General features: G+C 46.4%; 20 protein-coding genes. 4 read left to right on the top strand and 16 right to left on the bottom strand.

Features of this window, described 5'->3' with window-relative positions:
- Nucleotides 1-123 precede the first annotated feature (123 nt).
- On the top strand, nucleotides 124-456 hold the full coding sequence (locus tag QZY95_RS14535; RefSeq protein ID WP_290924823.1) for a TraR/DksA family transcriptional regulator: 333 nt from the start codon (nucleotides 124-126) through the stop codon (nucleotides 454-456).
- A gap of 407 nt (nucleotides 457-863) precedes the next feature.
- Entirely contained in the window at nucleotides 864-1,301 is a 438-nt protein-coding gene (locus QZY95_RS14530) for a GNAT family N-acetyltransferase (protein WP_290924821.1), read from the top strand.
- Nucleotides 1,302-1,646: 345 nt separating this feature from the next.
- Here the strand turns inward: QZY95_RS14530 and QZY95_RS14525 are convergent, their stop codons facing one another.
- The 16 genes from QZY95_RS14525 to fliR all read right to left on the bottom strand — a co-directional run bounded on the left by QZY95_RS14525 (nucleotide 1,647) and on the right by fliR (nucleotide 16,044).
- A complete protein-coding gene (locus QZY95_RS14525; RefSeq protein ID WP_290924819.1) occupies nucleotides 1,647-2,045 on the bottom strand; it encodes a hypothetical protein in 399 nt (132 codons plus the stop codon).
- 254 nt (nucleotides 2,046-2,299) lie between these two features.
- Nucleotides 2,300-3,127: a TatD family hydrolase gene (locus QZY95_RS14520; RefSeq protein ID WP_290924817.1), complete on the bottom strand. Its 828-nt coding sequence runs from the start codon at nucleotides 3,125-3,127 to the stop codon at nucleotides 2,300-2,302.
- Nucleotides 3,128-3,427: 300 nt separating this feature from the next.
- Nucleotides 3,428-4,381: a chemotaxis protein gene (locus QZY95_RS14515; protein WP_290924815.1), complete on the bottom strand. Its 954-nt coding sequence runs from the start codon at nucleotides 4,379-4,381 to the stop codon at nucleotides 3,428-3,430.
- A gap of 55 nt (nucleotides 4,382-4,436) precedes the next feature.
- Nucleotides 4,437-5,282, bottom strand: coding sequence for a 4-hydroxy-3-methylbut-2-enyl diphosphate reductase (ispH, locus tag QZY95_RS14510; protein ID WP_290924813.1), 846 nt, complete (start codon nucleotides 5,280-5,282; stop codon nucleotides 4,437-4,439).
- Between the two features lie 2 nt (nucleotides 5,283-5,284).
- Nucleotides 5,285-6,316 carry a tRNA-dihydrouridine synthase family protein gene (locus QZY95_RS14505; protein ID WP_290924811.1) on the bottom strand — a complete coding sequence of 344 codons (1,032 nt, stop codon included), beginning with the start codon at nucleotides 6,314-6,316 and terminating at the stop codon, nucleotides 5,285-5,287.
- A 70-nt stretch (nucleotides 6,317-6,386) separates the two neighbouring features.
- The gene (locus QZY95_RS14500) at nucleotides 6,387-7,259 is read right to left on the bottom strand and encodes a hypothetical protein (protein ID WP_290924810.1); all 873 of its coding nucleotides are present in this window, start codon (nucleotides 7,257-7,259) and stop codon (nucleotides 6,387-6,389) included.
- 80 nt (nucleotides 7,260-7,339) lie between these two features.
- Nucleotides 7,340-7,756 carry a hypothetical protein gene (locus QZY95_RS14495; protein ID WP_290924808.1) on the bottom strand — a complete coding sequence of 139 codons (417 nt, stop codon included), beginning with the start codon at nucleotides 7,754-7,756 and terminating at the stop codon, nucleotides 7,340-7,342.
- A gap of 2 nt (nucleotides 7,757-7,758) precedes the next feature.
- Nucleotides 7,759-8,088 carry a hypothetical protein gene (locus QZY95_RS14490; RefSeq protein WP_290924806.1) on the bottom strand — a complete coding sequence of 110 codons (330 nt, stop codon included), beginning with the start codon at nucleotides 8,086-8,088 and terminating at the stop codon, nucleotides 7,759-7,761.
- A 2-nt stretch (nucleotides 8,089-8,090) separates the two neighbouring features.
- Nucleotides 8,091-8,813 carry a flagellar basal body-associated FliL family protein gene (locus QZY95_RS14485; protein WP_290924804.1) on the bottom strand — a complete coding sequence of 241 codons (723 nt, stop codon included), beginning with the start codon at nucleotides 8,811-8,813 and terminating at the stop codon, nucleotides 8,091-8,093.
- Nucleotides 8,814-8,949: 136 nt separating this feature from the next.
- Entirely contained in the window at nucleotides 8,950-9,330 is a 381-nt protein-coding gene (locus QZY95_RS14480; RefSeq protein WP_074217813.1) for a chemotaxis response regulator CheY, read from the bottom strand.
- A gap of 18 nt (nucleotides 9,331-9,348) precedes the next feature.
- Complete coding sequence (locus tag QZY95_RS14475) at nucleotides 9,349-10,146, bottom strand: FliA/WhiG family RNA polymerase sigma factor (protein ID WP_290924801.1); 798 nt, start codon at nucleotides 10,144-10,146, stop codon at nucleotides 9,349-9,351.
- Complete coding sequence (locus tag QZY95_RS14470) at nucleotides 10,100-10,915, bottom strand: MinD/ParA family protein (protein WP_290924799.1); 816 nt, start codon at nucleotides 10,913-10,915, stop codon at nucleotides 10,100-10,102. The genes QZY95_RS14475 and QZY95_RS14470 overlap by 47 nt, the downstream gene beginning before the upstream one ends.
- A gap of 24 nt (nucleotides 10,916-10,939) precedes the next feature.
- Complete coding sequence (locus QZY95_RS14465; protein WP_290924797.1) at nucleotides 10,940-12,013, bottom strand: flagellar biosynthesis protein FlhF; 1,074 nt, start codon at nucleotides 12,011-12,013, stop codon at nucleotides 10,940-10,942.
- Nucleotides 12,014-12,015: 2 nt separating this feature from the next.
- Nucleotides 12,016-14,130: a flagellar biosynthesis protein FlhA gene (flhA, locus tag QZY95_RS14460; protein ID WP_290924795.1), complete on the bottom strand. Its 2,115-nt coding sequence runs from the start codon at nucleotides 14,128-14,130 to the stop codon at nucleotides 12,016-12,018.
- A gap of 63 nt (nucleotides 14,131-14,193) precedes the next feature.
- A complete protein-coding gene (gene flhB, locus QZY95_RS14455) occupies nucleotides 14,194-15,258 on the bottom strand; it encodes a flagellar biosynthesis protein FlhB (RefSeq protein WP_290924793.1) in 1,065 nt (354 codons plus the stop codon).
- A gap of 15 nt (nucleotides 15,259-15,273) precedes the next feature.
- On the bottom strand, nucleotides 15,274-16,044 hold the full coding sequence (gene fliR / locus QZY95_RS14450; protein ID WP_365971455.1) for a flagellar biosynthetic protein FliR: 771 nt from the start codon (nucleotides 16,042-16,044) through the stop codon (nucleotides 15,274-15,276).
- 444 nt (nucleotides 16,045-16,488) lie between these two features.
- On the opposite strand from fliR, the gene QZY95_RS14445 reads away from it, so the two are divergent.
- Both QZY95_RS14445 and hflX read left to right on the top strand, forming a co-directional pair.
- The gene (locus tag QZY95_RS14445; RefSeq protein WP_290924789.1) at nucleotides 16,489-17,088 is read left to right on the top strand and encodes an IMP cyclohydrolase; all 600 of its coding nucleotides are present in this window, start codon (nucleotides 16,489-16,491) and stop codon (nucleotides 17,086-17,088) included.
- 469 nt (nucleotides 17,089-17,557) lie between these two features.
- Nucleotides 17,558-19,015 carry a GTPase HflX gene (hflX, locus tag QZY95_RS14440; RefSeq protein WP_290924877.1) on the top strand — a complete coding sequence of 486 codons (1,458 nt, stop codon included), beginning with the start codon at nucleotides 17,558-17,560 and terminating at the stop codon, nucleotides 19,013-19,015.
- Nucleotides 19,016-19,175: the final 160 nt, after the last annotated feature.

Below are 19,175 nucleotides of genomic sequence, written 5' to 3'. Positions count from 1 at the left end.
AATACATTTATCATGGAAAAGTAGTTGGTTACATTGTGTACTGAAAGTGAAAGATCCCCCTGCGACCGTAGGATTATATATACCATCCTTTCTGCAATTTATTTCCAATAGTAGAGCAATGATATGCAAGAAATTCAAAAAGAAGTACTCGTGCAGAAAATGCACGAGGAAGTTGGTCGTTTAAAATTGGAAGTTGACCGGTTGAAAGAAATTACCAAACCGGTTGCTCCGGATGATGCCATAGGCAGGCTTTCACGTATGGATAACATTGTAAACAACAGCGTGAACATAGCAGCATTGTCTAAAGCAGAGTCCCGCCTTGCTGGACTGGAGTATGTGCTCAGGAACATAGATGATCCGGAGTTCGGTTACTGCATGGAGTGCGGGGCTCCGATCCCCCATGCCCGCCTGATGGCAATGCCGGGAGCGACATTGTGCGTTAAGTGCGCAGAATAGTATATCATAACTAACTATAGCCGCGCACCAGACCCCTCTGATGCGCGGCTATTTATCTGTTGCGGGGACAACAGATGCCTTAGCCAGTGGCATAACCGTAACCACATTGAACCGTGTTTCACATTGCATGGGTCTACAATTGTTGCGTACTCCTTTTCTGTGAATGGAATAGAATACGCCGTGAACGGTTTGCTTGTTGCTGCATATCCTTTCTTGTGCCGTCTACAGTCTCTTGTAGATGCGTCTTTTCCTGTGCTGAAAACGTTGTTGCGTCTTTTTCATGTAATGCTGGATTGATACGATATCATCGTTATAACTTCGAGATTGCATTGTGCCTGAGACAAGTCTTTATGGTACTTTTATGGCTAGAATCTAATACATAGAGTACATTTGGGGGAAGATGCACAATGCTTTATTCTGTTGAAAAGATAGACAAAGAGCATGAATTGTATGAGCCGAGCGTGGCAATGCGGCGTGTGGAGTTGTATCCAGTAGGGCGGGTCACCCGATCCTATATTCTGGATGATCAGGAAGATCAAAGCACATTGCTGGTTGCCCTGAAAAACAGAAAATTATTGGGCTGTGGCAGACTGACCATGCAGGGTGACACCGTAGAGTTATCACACATGGTAGTTGGAGAAGAGCATAGGCATACAGGTGTCGGGTCTTCGTTGATGGAACACTTTCTTCAAACCTCTAAGGATTTGGGGGCAAAGAAGATCTATCTTGAAGTTATTCCTGAAGCAGCAGGCTTTTTTGAGCGATTTGGTTTTGTGGTTGTAGGTGAAGAAAAGGTGCTGGATCTGTTGGATTTGCCTGCTCTGGATATGGAGCGTGAGTTATAACTAGACTGGATAGTGTACAATAAATCATTAAACCCCCTTTCCTGAATAAAAGGAAAGGGGGTTTTGTTTGATAGAAAAGGAACAAGCATGGTTAACTGGAGGGCTAACCATGCTTGTGTTGTCCCTTCATAGATCCAAGTTGTGGATAAGATCAATGAAGTTCCGTTAGGCGATTTAATTGTGTGTTGGTTTGTGAGACCGCGTTCTACATACCATGTTCAGATAGTTCACCCAAGCACAAACCACGATTTTAGACAGTTCTAGTAAAAGTTATAATCAAAATAATGTCCGCTAACGATTTTAGGGGTATTTTTGGCATGATAACGCATGGAGAACTATACGAATTTAATCGTTGTTTTTTGAGAGAGAAATTTCGGCCGAAATTGTTTCAAGTAATTCTGTAGAAGTGAATGGTTTGGGAATAAAACGGGCAATTCCACTGCGAAGTGTGTTCATAATATACTCAAATGAAAAAACATCACCCATCACCACAATAGGTGTTGTAGTATTTCGTGCATCTTTTCGAACAAGTGAAATAAATTCTACTGCGGTAATTTTTTGCGGCGGTGCGTCTTGAATTATCGGTTCAGTAAGGATTGCATCAAATGTTTCTGATTCTAACGCAGAAAGTGCAGAAGGTAGGCAGGCGCAGCAGGTGGGAGTAAATTCGCCTGCGGTTAAAAGTAGAAGCAGGTGAACCTGTTCTTCAAGTGAATTTGCGATGACCAGAACATTTTTTGTCATAGGTGAATCCCTCAAAGGCTATAGCAGATACCTTGTTTTTATCTAGAGTGAGGGGGTGAAAGAGTTGTATTGAAGAATGAGAATAGGGTAGCCGTATTGTGGTGTGAAAGATCAGCGATAAGCCTTATTATTCTATTGTAGAAAGTAACTATACGATGTTTTTGAGAATAGAGAGAAGAGTATACTGTAGATAATCAATACAAAAAAAGCCCCGAATGCTGAGTGCATTCGAGGCATATTGCTGGAAGTAGGTCTTACAGTCCAAAGAAGCGGATGGCATTGTTGCCACATGTTGTCCATAATTCTTCAGTCTCCATATTCAGTTTTTTGGCGATAAAATCGGCAGTAAAAACTGTGTATGCAGGCTCGTTTCGCTTACCTCGGTACGGCACGGGAGTAAGATACGGGCAGTCTGTTTCTATCAGCATGCGATTTAATGGGATGACTTTTAACGCTTCGCGAGCTTCTTCGTTTTTAGGATAGGTTACAGTACCCGGAATGGAGAGGTACCAGCCGTTATCTACAATGCGTTGGGCAAGCTCTGTGTTTCCACCAAAGCAATGCCATAGAACCGGATAGTCGACAAACCCTTCAGCTTCAAGAACTTCAATAGTATCTTCAGCTGCATCGCGAGAGTGGATGATGACACGAGTGTTAAGCTCTTTTGCTAGATGCAGTTGCTTAATAAAAATTTCTTTTTGTTGTTCACGTGGAAAATGATCCCAGTAATAATCAAGCCCGATTTCACCAACGCCTCGTAAACGTGGATCTTCTGCAAAAGCAGCACGCATAGCGTCGAGCTCAGTTTCGGTGCATTGGTCAACATGGCTCGGGTGGGTACCCATAATGAAGAATACTTCATCATGATTTTCAAAAAGATGACGATTGTTTTTCCATGCATCGTGTCCGAGAAATACGTTACAGATGTAACGAACACCGGACTCTTTGGCTCGTTCTAACACTTCTTCAATATCGGAAGAGAAAGGTGGAAGGTCAAGGTGGGCGTGAGATTCTACACCAGTGAGCGGAAGTGAAAGACTTTGCGGCAATGGTGCCGGTTTGGAATTTTTCTTTTTAGCCATTGAAATATATCCTGCTGGAAACTGGCAATTGCCAGCCTTAATGTTCTTCGAGCCGCTGATTATGATAGCCTTGTCGCCGCCTGTCCATAAAAATAAAAAAGGTGAAACAACGAGGCTTCACCAAGGATTTTAGAAAGAGTGACTAGTTTGATTTTGTATACGGAAGCAGGAGTAAGAACGATGTCCCTAAGTTATTACGACGTGTTGAAAGGGGAAATGTATTTCTTACCTGACGACTTGAGGGCATTACAAAGCCTCTGATGATGCACTGGATCATCAGAGGCTTTTTGATCAAATTACTTATGCAGACTGCTGGCGACGTTCTTCGATTAATTCAATCGCACGCTGAGCAAGCAGGGTAACTTCAGGTTTTGATACCTGCATGTCTGCTCCAACAGAATCACCCTTGTGACGGAGTTTATCTGTAATGAGTGAAGAGAAAAGAATAACTGGCAGTTTGCCAAGTACAGGGTCATCTTTAATTTCTTTGCATAAAGAGTGGCCGTCCATCGCAGGCATTTCAATATCGGAAACAACAACCTGAACATAGTCTGTCAGCGGTCTGCCACTGTCTTCAGCAATAGATTTCAGCTGACGTAGCCTATCCCATGCTTCTTTCCCGTTGTTATGCGCTTCAACCTGGAAGTTTGCTTTTTCCAAAAGGTCGGTGAGCATTTCGCGGATCAGGCCGGAGTCGTCGGTAATGAGAGCACGGCGACTTTCACCGCTTTCCCAGTCGATGGCATCATCAAGCTTGAGAGCAAGGTCAGGGTTTAAGTTTGCAACAATCCGTTCGAGGTCGAGCAGGAAAATGATGCGGTCATTAATTTTAACAACACCTGTAATGGATTGATTGCTTAAATTCGCTACGTAGCCGCTTGGCGGTTCAACCTCTTCCCAGCTGATGCGGTGAATGCGGTTGACGCCGGATACCTGAAAGGCGGTACATACGTTGTTGAACTCTGTGACAATAACCTTAGGCGGCTCTGTTTCTTCGCGATGTTTACCAAGCCACATGGATAAGTCCACAAGTGGAATAACCTGAGAGCGCAGGTTAAAAGCGCCCAAAATGCAGGAATGACCGCTTTCAGGGAGTTCCGTAACAGTAGGCATTCTGATAATTTCCAGAACTTTTGCTACGTTAACTCCGTAGTATCCGCGGTAGCTTGTTCCGTCGATTTCGACTTCATCAAGAAAAAATTCAACAATTTCCAGCTCGTTAGTGCCGGATTCTAAAAGTATGTTCGTCTGCATGGCGTTCTCCGGTGCGTAGTTCTAGTTTGCGCAGACTAATAAAAAGTTTGTACTCCTACAACTTAATAAGGAATTCTTCCGTAGCATCAATAATAGAACGCGGGGTTGAAGCACCGGCGGTGAGCCCTACTACTTTCATGCCTTTAAAATCAGAAGGAGAAAGTTCTTCCGGCTGTTCAACATGAAAGGTGAGGCACCCTTGTGCACGGGATACATCCGCAAGCCTGCGAGTGTTTCCGCTGCTGTAGCCCCCCACAACAACCATTGCATCTACTTCTTTAGCAAGCGCAATGGCTTCCTGTTGCCGTTCTCTTGTTGCGTTACAAATAGTGTTGAGTACCTGAAGCCTTTCAGACAGCTGTTCCTGCAGGTATTCGTCTATTCGGGCAAATTCCTCTCTGTCCTGTGTTGTCTGCGCAGCGAGGCAATAGTCTATATCGGCAGAAAGTGGAAAATTCTTGAGCTCTTCAAGTGAATTAAACAAAAATGCTTTTTTACCGGCGTAACTCATTAGCCCACGTACTTCAGGATGATCTTTTTCACCATAGAGAAGAAGGAAGCAGTCCTTTTTGATCATGTTGAAAATACCAAGCTGAGCGCGTTTTACTTTCGGGCAGGTTGCATCAACCACTTCTTTACATGCTTCCGACAAGGTTGCTTCAGTTTCGCGCGGCACACCGTGAGCGCGGATAACTACACGCTCTGTTGGCTGAGCTTCTTCAGCATTATCGAGACAACGTACGTTTTGTTTTTCGTATCGTTCAAGCACCTGCGGATTATGAATGATCGGGCCGAGGGTTGCGATGCGGGCATCGTTTTTTTTGACTTCGGCATCCAATTTTTCAAGGGCAAGTGATACTCCGAAACAAAAGCCGGATGTTTTTGCTCTACGTACTTCCATGGTTACTCCGATGTATCCTGCATGCTGATGGTTTCTGAAATGCTGTCCAGATCAACCGCTTCGCAGCGGGCAAAAAATTCTTCAATCACCGCGTCGAGCTGTTCCCAGTCTGTGCATGTGGAAAGCTGTTGGCGTAGCGCCTTTGCTCCTTTAAATAATCGTACATAGCGCGGAACAAAGGTGCGCATTTTAAAGAGTGCACTGCGTTCGTTTGTATACTCACGGGCAAGCTCTTTATGACGCTGAATAAGGTGCATGGTTTTGAGCGGGTCAGGGCGTTTGAGTGTTTCACCGTTGTACAGGGTGATGTACTCATCGAAAATTGCCGGATTGCCAATGGCACCGCGTGCAAACATAACAGAAGCAGCGCCTGTTTCTTTGACGCATCTCACACCGTCTTCAGGTTCCAGCAAATCTCCGCTGGCGACAACAGGAATAGAAACAGCATCAACCACTTCTTTAATGGCTTCCCACCGTGCTGTACCGGAAAATCCTTGTGCAGCGGTTCGTGGATGGAGTGTCAGCCAGCCCGCACCGGCATCTTCCAGTCGTAATGCGAGTTCTTTGTAAACTTCCTGTTCAGAATCGACACCAAGGCGGAACTTAAAACCGACTTTTCCTTTATCTGCAATGCTGATCATAGCTTTTGCTACTTTTACCGCATTATCAATGTCACGCATCATGGAAGAGCCGCAACCCTGTTTGAACACTTTGCGGACAGAGCAGCCCATATTTAAGTCAAACCATGTATAGCCTGCTTTGACTAACGGCTCCATTGCTTGAGACATAATCTCCGCGTCATTTCCAAACAGTTGGAAAACAGCAGGCGCTTCTTTTTCAGTTGTTTCAAGCAATTTATGGGTGTTGTTACTTTTGTAATACAGACCCTTGGCGCTGACCATTTCAGAACAAACGACAGCTGCGCCGAACTCTTTGCAGAGAAGTCTAAAGCACAGGTCAGAGTAGCCTGCGAGCGGGGCAAGCCAAGGACGATCAGGGCTGATGTTTAAGCCGGAGTTATCAGTATACTGCATATATGTAGTACCGTTTTTTACGTAAATTTTATGAGCAATGTGCAAGGGCACAGAGGTTTTTTGCTTCAGATCATGCGCGTAGATCTAAGCCTCTGCGCTGTGCAGGGGCTTCCTTAAAAATTAAGGAGAGAATGTCATGCGCTCCTGTCGGCAATTCAGCGGTGCCGAGGCAAGTACAATTGGTAGAAGCGGATGTAGCTCGAGAGGTGTTGTTACCTGCTTTACAGTTTTTATCAAGCAGGAGTCGGTAGGCGAAAGAAACAGGATCGCTGGAAAGGTTGATTTGCCCCATAGTAAGCACGTGCTGTGCCCCTTCTAATATTACACCGGCAGTCACGGTGCAAATATTCTTTTCCGGCTTGGAAACAAGCAGCTCAACGCCTCGCGCATCAGGCATCAGCCAAGGCATGTAGTGGAATGAGCCATGTCCGGAAGCTGTAATCATATGCTGTACACTGGAATGCAGGCGCATTACGCGAGTGTATTGATCGAGTACGAGAGGAGCTTGTGTCAGAAATTTGATGAGCTCTGTACGGTAAACTGTGTATGGTTCTGTTGCAGGAAGAGAAAGCTGTTTCCATAGGGAAGAGGCAAGCAGAGCGTCAAGTTTATCCCTTTCTGTTAGATAGGAACGGATATAGTCTCTGAGAAAGATTGAACCGCGTGGATCAGCCCCGTGTTGAAGTTGGCGCAGAAGAATAGACGGCTCCAAAGAAAGAACCAGAAATTCAAGCCACTGTCCCGGTTCAGGCATGGTTTCAACCTGTGCCAGTAACTCCATATCCCCAATGAGAACCCATGCAAAGCCTTCCTGCTCAACTCGAAGCATTCTGCCTTTAAGCAACTGTCCGACTTTAACTTTACGTTTGAACTGGGCGCCGCGGCTGGTCTGTGTTGAAGACTGTCCGCCACCGTACGGGTTGCTGTTGCGGGAAATACGCATGAAGTACCTGACCTGAAAAAGACTGATGTTGCAGTGGGAAGACTGCGAACAGTCGAATGAAACCTATGCTGTTTCCAGCACTATTCTGCTTTCATAAGGATAAGCTCAACCTCGTCAATGGAGAGGTTGGTTGCTTTTGCCAGCTGTGGAATGGTCTGCCCTTTTTTGCGTCCTGTCAAAATAAGTTCCCGAAGGAATTGCGGAGACCTACTTACGGCTTCTGCCTGTTCCAGCAGACCGCGCAATTCGTCTGCGCGTGCTTCAAGCTGGATTTCAAGTTCCTGAAGCTCTTTTTGACGGCGGGCAAAGGATTCAACAATTTCTTGTTCCAACTCAGCATTGAAATGCATTTTAGAAACCAGAGCTTCCTGCCCTGCCTGCATAGAGGTAAGGAGTGCCTCGCTTTTACGTAATCGCATGTAAAACACAATAAGGAGGACAAGAAGAAGCAGTTCAGAACCACTGATGAAAAGCAAAATAAGCTGAGAAAATGTCATTACTATACTTTTGTATCTATAATTTTGCCTTGCCAAGCGCTTTCAGATGTAGGCTTTGTTTCAACATCGTCTTCAGATGTTGTTTCCTGTCTGGAACCGGAGGAAAGGTGCTGGTTTTGTTGCTGCCCGTGACCGTCTTCATCAACATCAAGATGTGTCTGTTCTGCTGACTGAGTTTCTGCAACATGGTCTCGAGCAAGTTCTCCGCCTTGGCGTGCAGCTTCACGGGCAGCGGCTTGCTGTCGCTCCGGACGTGATTTCTCCTGTTCGGCGATTTTCTGCACACGCCCCATTTGCTGGAGCACTAAGGGGATATCGGTTTCAATGGACATGGTTATTTCACCAGATAGTTTTCAATAAACACATCTTTGAACTGTCCATGCCCCATGTATTGGTTAACAACTGTCAGTAAGTCAGACTTGAGCAGTTGAACGTTATTTTTGTCAGAAAGGAATTTTAAATCTTTGTTGCGCAGGTAGTAGAAAATAGCATCGCGAAGCGTCACTTTTTTGTTTTTCGCTTCCCATGCCAGCTTCTCATTGTCAGTGTAGACAGCAAACTTGCAGACAAGGAATCGGATTTCCTTTTTGGCATCGCGTTGTTCAACCCAGAAAGGCTCCCATGTCACATCAAATTTGTCCTTTTGGACGATAGGCGGTGTGTCATACTTGCCTTTTTCTTTTTTTACAACGCGCTTTACAGGTCTAGGTACGTCTTTAGGCGCAAGAACATTCCACCCTACAGCGACAAGGGCGATGATGAGTAACCCGAGGCCGCCGAACATGAGTTTGCGTTTACGCTTACGCGCAGCATCAGGGTCAGCTTCAAGCTCAGCAGGAGCAGAAAATGAATCAGCGGTAGAAGATGTAGCGTCATCAAAGACTGCTTCTTCTTCCTCTTCTTCATCATCCATTAAAAATGGCGCATCATCGAGATCGAGCTCTACTTTGTCATCCTTGGACGGTGTCATGGAGCCTGGGGTAGAAAGAGTATCCACGTCTAGTTGAGCCTTTGTAGTACCGGTGGTGCCGGGTCTGTCGGTTGGATCATTCGCCATCGTTCACCTAGCCTGCGTTTTGTGGTTTCATACCACCAAAAACAAGGCAATCCGGCAGAGGAAGACAACAGGCTCTCTATGGGGCTTGTAGTGGTTTCCTGAACCGGAATGCATTATTTCTATGAACAGTAAGCACTTATGGGAAAATCTTATCGATTTTCTGCTTCATAATTTCTGCTGTAAACGGCTTTACCACGTAGTTGGATACTTTAGCCTGTACAGCTTCAATGATGTTTTCCTGCTGTGCTTCAGCAGTAACCATCAAAAACGGCAGATCAGCAAATTCTTCGCTGCCGCGAACTTTTCTAAGCAGTTCAATGCCGGTCATTTGCGGCATATTCCAGTCAGAAATGATAAATTCGATCCGGTCTTTATTGAGAACTTCCCATGCAGTCGTTCCATCATCTGCTTCAACAATGTTAGTGAAGCCAAGTTGACGAAGAATGTTTTTAACAATTCGTCTCATAGTAGAAAAATCGTCCACAACAAGAACACGCATATTAGGATCAAAGCCCATCATAGACTCCTTCAGTCTTTATAGTCCGCTGTCTTTTCCATGCACTGCATAAAAATTATTACGCAGCTTCAGTAACGCTTGAGAGTGCAACTGTGAAATGCGACCCTCAGTAACCCCCATAACCTCTGCTGCTTCACGCATATTCAAATCATCGCTATAGTAGAGGGACAATACCAACTTTTCTCTAGGTGTCAATTGCTCAACTAGCTGTGAAATCTGGTATAATGTCTCTTTAGAAGCAGTCTTTTTAAAGGGCTGGCTGTCAGCGTCACTTAACTCATCGGCAGAAACAGTATCTTGTATTAGGTCTAAATTCAGACATAATTGACTTTGGAGGGCAACAAGCCCTTCACGGACTCCGGCTTTATCAAGGCCGGTAGCATGTTGCAGCTCTTCTTCAGTAGCGGAACGCCCTTTGTCGTTTTCCACCTGCTGCATGGCTTCTTCGATTTGTCTTACGCGTTGGCGTAAGCTTCTAGGGAACCAGTCAAGGCGTCGTAATTCGTCAAGCATTGCGCCGCGGATGCGGTTCTCTGCGTAGGTATCGAACTTGATGCCCATTTCCGGCTTAAACTTGCCCAGCGATTCCATAAGCCCAAGCGTTCCCGCACTGATAAGTTCTCCAAGCTCCACATTTTTAGGAAGCTTCACTTTCAGTCGTGATGCAAGGTACCGAACCTTAGGCGCGTAGTGACGGACCACGTTTTCTTGTTCGTGGTCGGACATGACGCCCCAGGCCTTCTCGCCGGACTCCAATAACTCCCAGGCATTAGTGCTGGAAGAGGAGTTTTTTCCAGAAAAACTTGATATTTCCATCAAGATTCGCAGATATTTCCCAATTTTGAATCTTGTCTGCAAGCTTGCCGATAGACTGGCAAACAGGGGCGACAGGATTCTGTTGACAGACAGGACGTTGAGCCACAATAGCTTTACGTACAGCAGGATCGCGAGGCAAACAGCCTGCGTAATCCAAAGAGACTCCGGACAGGAAGTGATCACATGCAGAATAGAGTCGTACAAACATTTCTTTTGCTGCTTTTTCAGAAGCAGCCATGTTTACAACAACTTTAAAGTGCTCAACACCATGATTCAATTTCATTACTTTAATGAGAGAGTAAGCATCGGTGAGAGAGGTCGGTTCTGCTGTCAGCACAACAATGCGTTCCTGTACTGCAAGGTTGAAGTACAGAACGTTGTCATTAATCCCCGCGCCGGTATCTACAATAAGAAAATCTACCTTGTCTTCAAGGCTGTCCATAGACTCGAGCAGGTCAAGTTTTTGTCCTGTGGACAGGGTGAGCATTTCACCGATTCCGGAAGACGCCGGAAGAATGTCAAATCCGTACGGGGTGGAGTACAGAATATCGGAAAGGGCAACCCCTTCGCTGAACAGGTGAAAGAGATTCTGCTCAGGTGTAAGACCAAGCAGAACGTCTACGTTTGCAAGCCCCAGATCTGCATCCAGCAAAACAACCCGTTTTCCCTTTTGCGCTAAAGAATACGCAAGGTTTACGGAAAGGTTTGTTTTGCCTACTCCTCCTTTACCGGAGGTTACAGACAGGACAAGAGGAAGGTTGCCACTCATGGTTCTATTATCTCCAATATGCCGTTAGGCATTCTGGTGAATTGTATATTCGCCGGGAAGCTGGTTTTTGAAAATGAGTCTCCACAGCATAACGTCCTGAGCCGGAGCAAGGGTGCCTTTAAGTCCGGAACCGTAGGAGAACGCTGAAATCGGGAGTTCTGTGGAAACAGCTGTATTGATTATCGTACCGAATGTACAAGCTTCATCGATCTTAGTCCAGACAATGCTACCACCCTTTACGGCACGATATTTTTCAAGCGTCGCAGTCAATTGTTTGTTACTTGCTGTTGGTGAAAGTACTCTGTGGTAGGTGTTTTCACGGATAGCATGTAAGCCGAAGTGTTCTACTTGCTCTTTAAAAGAGTCACGCAGACCGAGACCCGGCATATCAATAATGATGCGGTCATAACTTTTTGCAGCGTCGCGTATTGTATTTGCGAAAGTGATACTGTCACGAATCTCGTAGTACCCCATGTCACAAAGCTGCGCATAGTGACGCAGTAACAGTCTACCGTTGCCGCGTGCGCAATCTGCATTAATGAAGCAGATACGCATAGCTTGATTTTGCTTGCGTAACTGAAGCGCCATGCGGACAGCTGCACTGGTTTTGCCTACACCGAACGGACCGATAAAGGTGTGTACACGGCCTTTCCATTCGTTGCCCCATGGTTTGAACGTAATTTGATCACCGAGGGGTTTAAGAATAGACATTCCGGCGTCGCTTTTGAGCGGACGCAGAAGGCGCAGGATGACAGAATCTTCTACATCGTGGCGCTGAAGGTGCTCAAGAGCAAGGCGCTGACGTGGAGAAAGTTTATGCAGCTGAAGGCGGGGCTTAACCAGCTCTGTAATGTAGCCTTTAAGCTCTGACCATTCTTCGTGCCAGCGGCTCCAGCCGGAAGGCGCTGCATATTCCTGAGTTTCTGCTTCCTGAATTTCATCAACCGCACGTTCAACACCGGCTGTAATTTTGCACCATCTGGTGTCGGCGTCTTTGCCTTCCTGTTTGGAAAGGATAACAGCCTCTTCGCCCATTTCCTGTTTGATCTGTGCGAGAACGGAACGTGTAGTTTGTCCTGAAAAAGTTTTTACCTGCATAATTAAATTCCTACATTACCAACAGTGTTCAAACGAATGTCTGCAGGTATTTCTGCTTGAGATATAACCGGAATGTTTGGAATAAACCGCATAATTAACTGTGAAAGATGCGGGCGAACCATCGGGGAAGTCAGGATAACCGGCTGCCCGTCCGTAACAACTGCGTTTTCTACAGCGGAGTTTACGGCCTGAATCACATGCTGCGCAGTGGCTGGATCAAGAGCCAGATATGCTCCGCCTTCTGTTTGACGGATAGACTCTGAAACAGTTTTTTCCACGGTAGGGTCCAGCATGATGATCGGGAGTGTGTTTTCCTGATCCATGTACGGTCTGACAATTGTTCGGGATAAGCGTTCGCGGACATATTCGGTGAGTACGTCTGGATTTTTAACGCTTGTTCCGTAGTCCGCGAGAGTCTCAACAATAGTGAGTAAGTCGCGGATTGAAATATTTTCTCTAACAAGGTTTTGCAGCACTTTCTGCACAACACCAAGTGTAAGGACGTTTGGAACCAGCTCTTCAACAGCTTTAGGAGCATGCTTGGCAAGGTTGTCCAGCAGAGACTGTACTTCCTGACGACCAAGGAAATCTGCAAGGCTGCGTTTAAAGACTTCTGTGAGGTGCGTAGCAATAACCGTGGAAGGATCAACAACGGTGTAGCCGGCAAGAACAGCTTCTTCCTTCTGTGCTTCAGGTACCCAAAGCGCTGGCAGGTTAAATGCCGGTTCGCGGGTTTCAATACCTTTAATAGCGTGTCGGGCGTCACCCGGGTCCATGGCAAGGAAGTGATCGATGAGGATCTCGGCTCCAGCCATTTCGTTGCCTTTGATAAGTACTGTGTACTGTCCCGGTTTCAGCTGTAAGTTGTCACGCAGGTGCAGGGACGGAATAATGACACCCATGTCCAGAGCAAACTGTCTGCGGATTGTTCTGATACGGGAGAGCAGGTTGCCGTCCTGTGCTTCATCAACAAGCGGGATAAGGCCGTAACCAACTTCCAGTTCCAATGCATCCAGAGGAAGAAGAGACTGTACAGCTTCTGGGGTATCCAAGGCTTCCTGAGGAGTCTCGCCGCCGCCCTGTTCGCCTGCTGCACCGGTTGCACCGGTGCGTTCTGCAACGTCTGCACTTGCTTTAGATGTTAAGCGTGCAATGACGAACATGCAGATTGCAAAGAAGGAGAATGCGACAAACGGCATACCCGGAACGAGTGCGAATACAAGAAGAACACAACCGACAAGGTTAAGTGCTTTGGAGTTGAAAGTAAGCTGACCGATGAATTCCTCACCCATTTTTGCTTCAGCAGCAGCACGGGAAACAATGATACCGGCAGCAGTGGAGATAATGAGAGAAGGAATGGTAGATACAAGACCGTCACCAACAGTAAGCAGTGTGTATGTTGAAAGTGCGTCGCCCCATGACATGCCGTTCTGGAAAACAGCAATCATAATGCCCGCAGTAATGTTAACAATAGTAATGAGCAGACCCGCCATTACGTCACCCTGAACAAACTTGCCGGCACCGTCCATCGCGCCGTAGAAGTCAGCTTCACGACGGATATTTTCACGACGCTGTGTAGCAGTCTTTTCATCAAGAAGACCGGCGTTCAGGTCAGCCTCAATGGCCATCTGTTTACCGGGCATAGCATCAAGGGTGAATCGGGCGGCAACTTCTGCGATACGTGTTGTACCGGAGGTGATTACCATTTTGTTCAGGATAAACAGGATGGCAAAGATAACGATACCGATGACGTAGTTACCCCCAACAACGAATTGACCGAATGATTGAATTACATCACCGGCGGCATCCGGTCCTTCACTGCCGTGAAGCAGGATAAGACGGGTGGTAGCAACGTTCAGAGCGAGTCTGAACAAGGTTGTAACCAGAAGAAGAGTCGGGAAAATAGAAAATTCCAGCGGTGACTTAATGAACATTGCAGTTACGAGCACCAGCAACGCCAATGAGATAGACATGCTGAGCATGACGTCCATAAGCAGGGTAGGAATAGGGATGAGCATTACAAAGAGAATGAGCACCACACCGCCTGCAAGGAGTAAATCTCCGTGCTGTGAGAAGCGTTCGTAATTTATTGAAGAAGCATTTGCGCTGGCAGCCATATTTCCGACACCTTTTTCAAAGAGTTGATTAACGCCTGAGTAAAACCAGTCTTTGCGTATAACTTACTGTTTTTGTTTGAACTTGTTGAGTGATGCCAAAAGGGAAGCTACTGCTTTGTAGAGATCTTCCGGAATTTGATCACCCACCTTCACTGATTTATACAAAGCTCGTGCCAGAGGAACGTTTTCTCGAAGAGGAATGTCGTGCTCTTTTGCTATCTCTCTGATTTTCATAGCTATATTGTCAGCACCCATAGCGACAACAATCGGCGCTGGAGCTTCCATGGCGTTATATCGGAGTGCAATGGAGAGGTGAGTCGGGTTTGTGACAATAACGTCTGCGGTCGGAACGTCCTGCATCATGCGTTTTTGAGACATTTCAGCCATTTTTTGACGCTGCTGTGAACGGACTTTCGGGTCACCTTCAGCCTGCTTATGTTCATCTTTAATTTCGTCTTTAGACATCTTGATGTTCTCTTCGTAATCCCAGCGGGAGTAGAAGTAGTCAGCAAGGCCGATGAGCAGCATGGCTATGGTTGCGTATAAAGAAACCTTGAAGACAAGGCTGAGCATGTATTCTGCAATACCTTCAGGCGTTGCGTTATATAATAGGATGAAGTTGTCCATTTCATCCGTAATAACAAGATACGGTGCAATGCCGATAACAGCTGCGAAGGCAATACTTTTGATAAGACGTACAAGAGTATGCATGGACAGAAACATGTTCTTCATCCCTTTAATAGGGTTGAACTTGCTCCATTTAGGCTTGAACACTTTCATAGTCCACAAGTGACCGACCTGCACACGCATGGACAGTCCTGCGAAGAAAAACAGGAAGAGGAATACCGGAAGCAGCATGATCGCAAGGTCATATGCCATTTCATAAATAAACTTGAGGGCAGACTTTGCAGTCATGTCGAGAGTAGCGTCAAATGTATAACATCTGCGCATGATCTCCTGCGTCATGTCATTAATGGTTCCGATCCACCAATATACGATGATAATGCCTGCGAGTGTGGTCGCGGCTTTAGGAACCTCTTGCGATTTGGCGACATCACCGTCTTCGCGGGTCTTTTCCCGCTTCTTGGGCGTCGCCTTTTCAGTTTTACTCGGATCACTTTGTGGCATGTGTCTGTGTCCTGTTTATTGCAGCAGCGGAGAGCCGGCTTTAATAAGGTGAGAGAACATAGGGCCAAGGCTCAGAATAAGTTCCTCAATGCGTTGTCCCATAAGGGTAAACAGCATGCCGATGAAAACGAGACCTACAGCAATTTTAACCGGAAAACCGAGCATCAGCAGGTTCATCTGCGGTGCAGCACGCCCCATGAGACCCAGCGTCAGTTCTACCAGAAGCAATGAAATCATTACCGGAGCAGCAACTTTGATCGCCAGAACAAACATGGTGAGCGAAAGGGTGAGAATTTGTTGGCCAAGCGTTGCAGAAAGAACAAGCCCTCCCGGCGGGATGAGTTCGAATGAGTCTGTCAGCGCCTTGATTAAATATAGGTGACCGTTAGCAACAATGAAAACGGTGAAGCTTAATTGATACAGGAGAATAGATGTAATGCCTTCCTGTTCTCCGGAAGACGGGTTGGCAAGCGTGAGCATGGAAAAACCCATCTGGAAGCCGATAACCTGCCCGCCTGTACGGATGCCTGCAAAAATAAATTTAACAGCCAGACCGAGTAGCACCCCGAGCAGTATTTCGCTGAGCATCAAAACCGCTATTTCGAATGGATGAGACGGAAATGCAGAAGCCTTCAGGGAAAGAGACGGGAACACTGCAAGTGTCAGCATCAGGCAGACCGCAGCCTTTACTACGCGCGGAATAGTTTTTCCTTCGAAAAACGGCAGTAGAAAGACTACGAGACTGAGTCGCATGAGTGTGAGCAGAAAGCTGAAAAATTCAGCCATGTCGAAGTTAAAGATATCCATATATAAAGAGTAGCAAGAGTTGCGCCAGTCCTTGAATAATAAGACTTTTCTGCTGTTGGGACATCTCAACTTGTCTCAACCTGTCAGATAGATGACGTCCTTGCAAAGTGAATATGATTCTGGCACTTCACGCAGATTGCGAATGACTTTGTATTTTGTGGTGCATCCAGACCGGACGGGCAACATCTTCCATGGTGCTCAGTACTGTTATGTATGAGCTGGTCATAGAGAAATAGATTGAGCCTATTTCCTCTTCTTGTTTTTTACGGATCAGAATGCCGGATGCTCTATGAGGTACAGCGTTGTTTTTGAGCAGTTGTGTGTTTTTCATAAAATTCTATGACATAGTAATTGCACACAATTGTCTTATTGTGCGAAAAGTGTTTTTGTTACCATATTGGAATCATTAACTTTGGAGAAGTAATGGACCTTTTGCCTATTAAGCGAGCACTGTTGAGTGCCACAGATAAGACTGGACTGGTCGAATTTGCGACGTTCTTAAGCGAAAATGGTGTAGAGTTGGTTTCTACCGGCGGTACTGCACGCATGCTTAAAGAAGCCGGGCTGAAGGTTACACCTGTAAGCGACGTTACCGGATTCCCTGAGATTCTTGGTGGCAGGGTAAAGACTTTGAACCCGTACATTCATGGCGGTATCCTTGCCGATAAGGATAATCCTGAGCACCTTGCAACTCTTAAAGAGCATGAGATCGCAGCGTTCGATCTTATTGTAGTAAACCTCTACAATTTTGAAGATGCTGTTGCACGCGGCCTTGATTTACGTGGTGCAGTAGAAGAGATTGATATCGGAGGCCCTTGTATGCTCCGTGCTTCTGCAAAGAACTTCCATTCTATCCTCGTTCTGCCAGATCCTTCTGAATACGATGCAGTGCAGAAAGAGCTTGCTGAAAACGATATGCGTGTAGGGCTTGCGCTTCGTCGCGATATGGCGGTAAAAACATTCGCGCGTACATCAAAGTACGATGCAATGATCACGGAGTATCTTGCAAGCAAAGATATTTAAATAATAGATAATGCCTCCGGCGGCTGAGCAGTCTCGTTTTGACGTAACAATGAGACTTTCCTCAGACTCCCTTTCCTGAAACGTTAGCTGTGAATCAGGATTCGGGGAGCCGGAACAGCAGATTTAGCAGATGAGCCAGATAACCTACGTGTTCGTTTTGCTAATAAAAGTTTTTGGAGAGCCAGGAGAAGCCTTTTTTAAAAAGGTTCTCTGGCCGCCGGAGGCTTTCTGCTGATATCCGTCGCCGGAGGTAATAGAAACAACTAGGAGTATCGTCATAGCCTCAAAGGTTCTCGGCAACACACAGGGACTCAAACCGAGTCAGTTAAAATCTCTCCAGCGGCTTTTTGCCCGCCGTTATCCAGTAAAAGAGGGATACACATCCGATCAGGCACACGAGCTTGCGGCTCTCTCCCGCAGCGTCGGCAGACAGGTAGCATTGCTTATTGACCGCCAAGGTAAACCGCAAATGGTTCTGGTGGGCGACACCGGTGCTATCTATATTCCGGAACTTCCACGTGCCCGTTCCAGCAGCGACCGCCTTCGCGGTCTGCGTCTTGTTCACACCCACTTAAATGATGCGCTTCTTTCGCAGGAAGACTTAATGGATATGCTTTTCTTGCGTCTGGACTCTATTTCCGTACTGACTGTTGACGGAATGGGGGCTCCAGTAACATTCCAGTCTGCGCATATTTTACCTGTTCCATCAGCAGACGGCACATCATATAATGTTCACGCACCAACCTCATGGGAAAAGGTCGATATCGATTTTGAAGCCCAGACTGAAGCGTTGGAAGAAGAGCTGGCTAGAACAGCAGACAGCGCCCGAAAACAGGGCGGTACTGAACACGCAGTTCTTGTCAGCGTGAGCACGCAGCCAAAAGATGTTCAGGAGTCGTACCTGAACGAACTGGCAGACCTAGCAGACACTGCCGGAGTTTCTGTTGCGGGAAGACTCGTGCAGCGTGTGCATCAGGTTAATCACAAATTTATTATGGGTAAGGGTAAACTGGCGGAGCTGGAAATCCTTTGCCTTCAGGGAAATGCTTCCATGATTATTTTTGATGGTGAGCTTTCTCCTGCACAGCTGCGAAATCTGACTGAGGTAACTGAAAGAAAAGTTATCGACCGGACGCAGCTTATTTTGGATATCTTTGCGCAGCATGCCACAACCCGTGCAGGGAAACTGCAGGTTGAGATGGCACAGTTGCAGTATGCACTTCCTCGCCTTGTCGGCAAAAACCGTGCAATGGATAGACTTATGGGGGGTATCGGTGGTCGTGGACCGGGTGAAACCAAACTTGAGACTGATCGACGTAAGGTTCGTGACCGCATTGCGCGGTTTAAAAAAGAGCTCGGATCATTACGCAAGCAGCGCGCTTATGCACGAGATCGAAGAAACAAAGCCCGTGTTCCTGTAGCAGCACTTGTCGGCTATACAAATGCCGGTAAATCCACCACCCTCAATGCGCTGACAAACTCAACTGTTCTTGCAGAAAACAAGCTGTTCGCAACACTTGATCCGACAACGCGTAGACTGCGTTTTCCTGAAGAGCGTGAGCTGATTTTGACGGATACCGTAGGATTTATCCGTAACCTTCCGAAAGAACTTCGTGAAGCGTTTCGCGCGACACTGGAAGAGCTTGAGGCCGCAGACTTATTGCTGCACGTAGCAGATGCGGGGCATCCGGAACTTGAAAAGCAGATTGCTGCTGTAGAGCGTATTCTTGAAGATATGGATTTACACGAAATTTCCACAATTCTTATTTTAAACAAATGGGATACGCTTGATGCAGAACAGCAGGAAGCATTAACGCATATGTATCCGCGTGCAATTCATATTGCAGCCAGAACTCGTATGGGTCTGGATGATCTTTCCCAGATGATCATTAACCGGATCGATTGGGAACGGGGTATGGTACACTAGCGTTAGTATCGAACACAAAAACGCCCTTGCAGATGTTTCTGCAAGGGCGTTTTCTTTTTTCCGAAAAGGATGCTTTCTGAAAGATGATAATGTGGTTTGTAACCAAAAATCTATGCCCTCAGAAAAGACAAAGGCTTGAGGAGCCACCTCAAGCCGAAAT

It is taken from the genome of Halodesulfovibrio sp. (assembly GCF_015482765.1).
GTDB lineage: Bacteria > Desulfobacterota > Desulfovibrionia > Desulfovibrionales > Desulfovibrionaceae > Halodesulfovibrio.
This window is presented reverse-complemented; position numbering and strand designations above follow the sequence as displayed.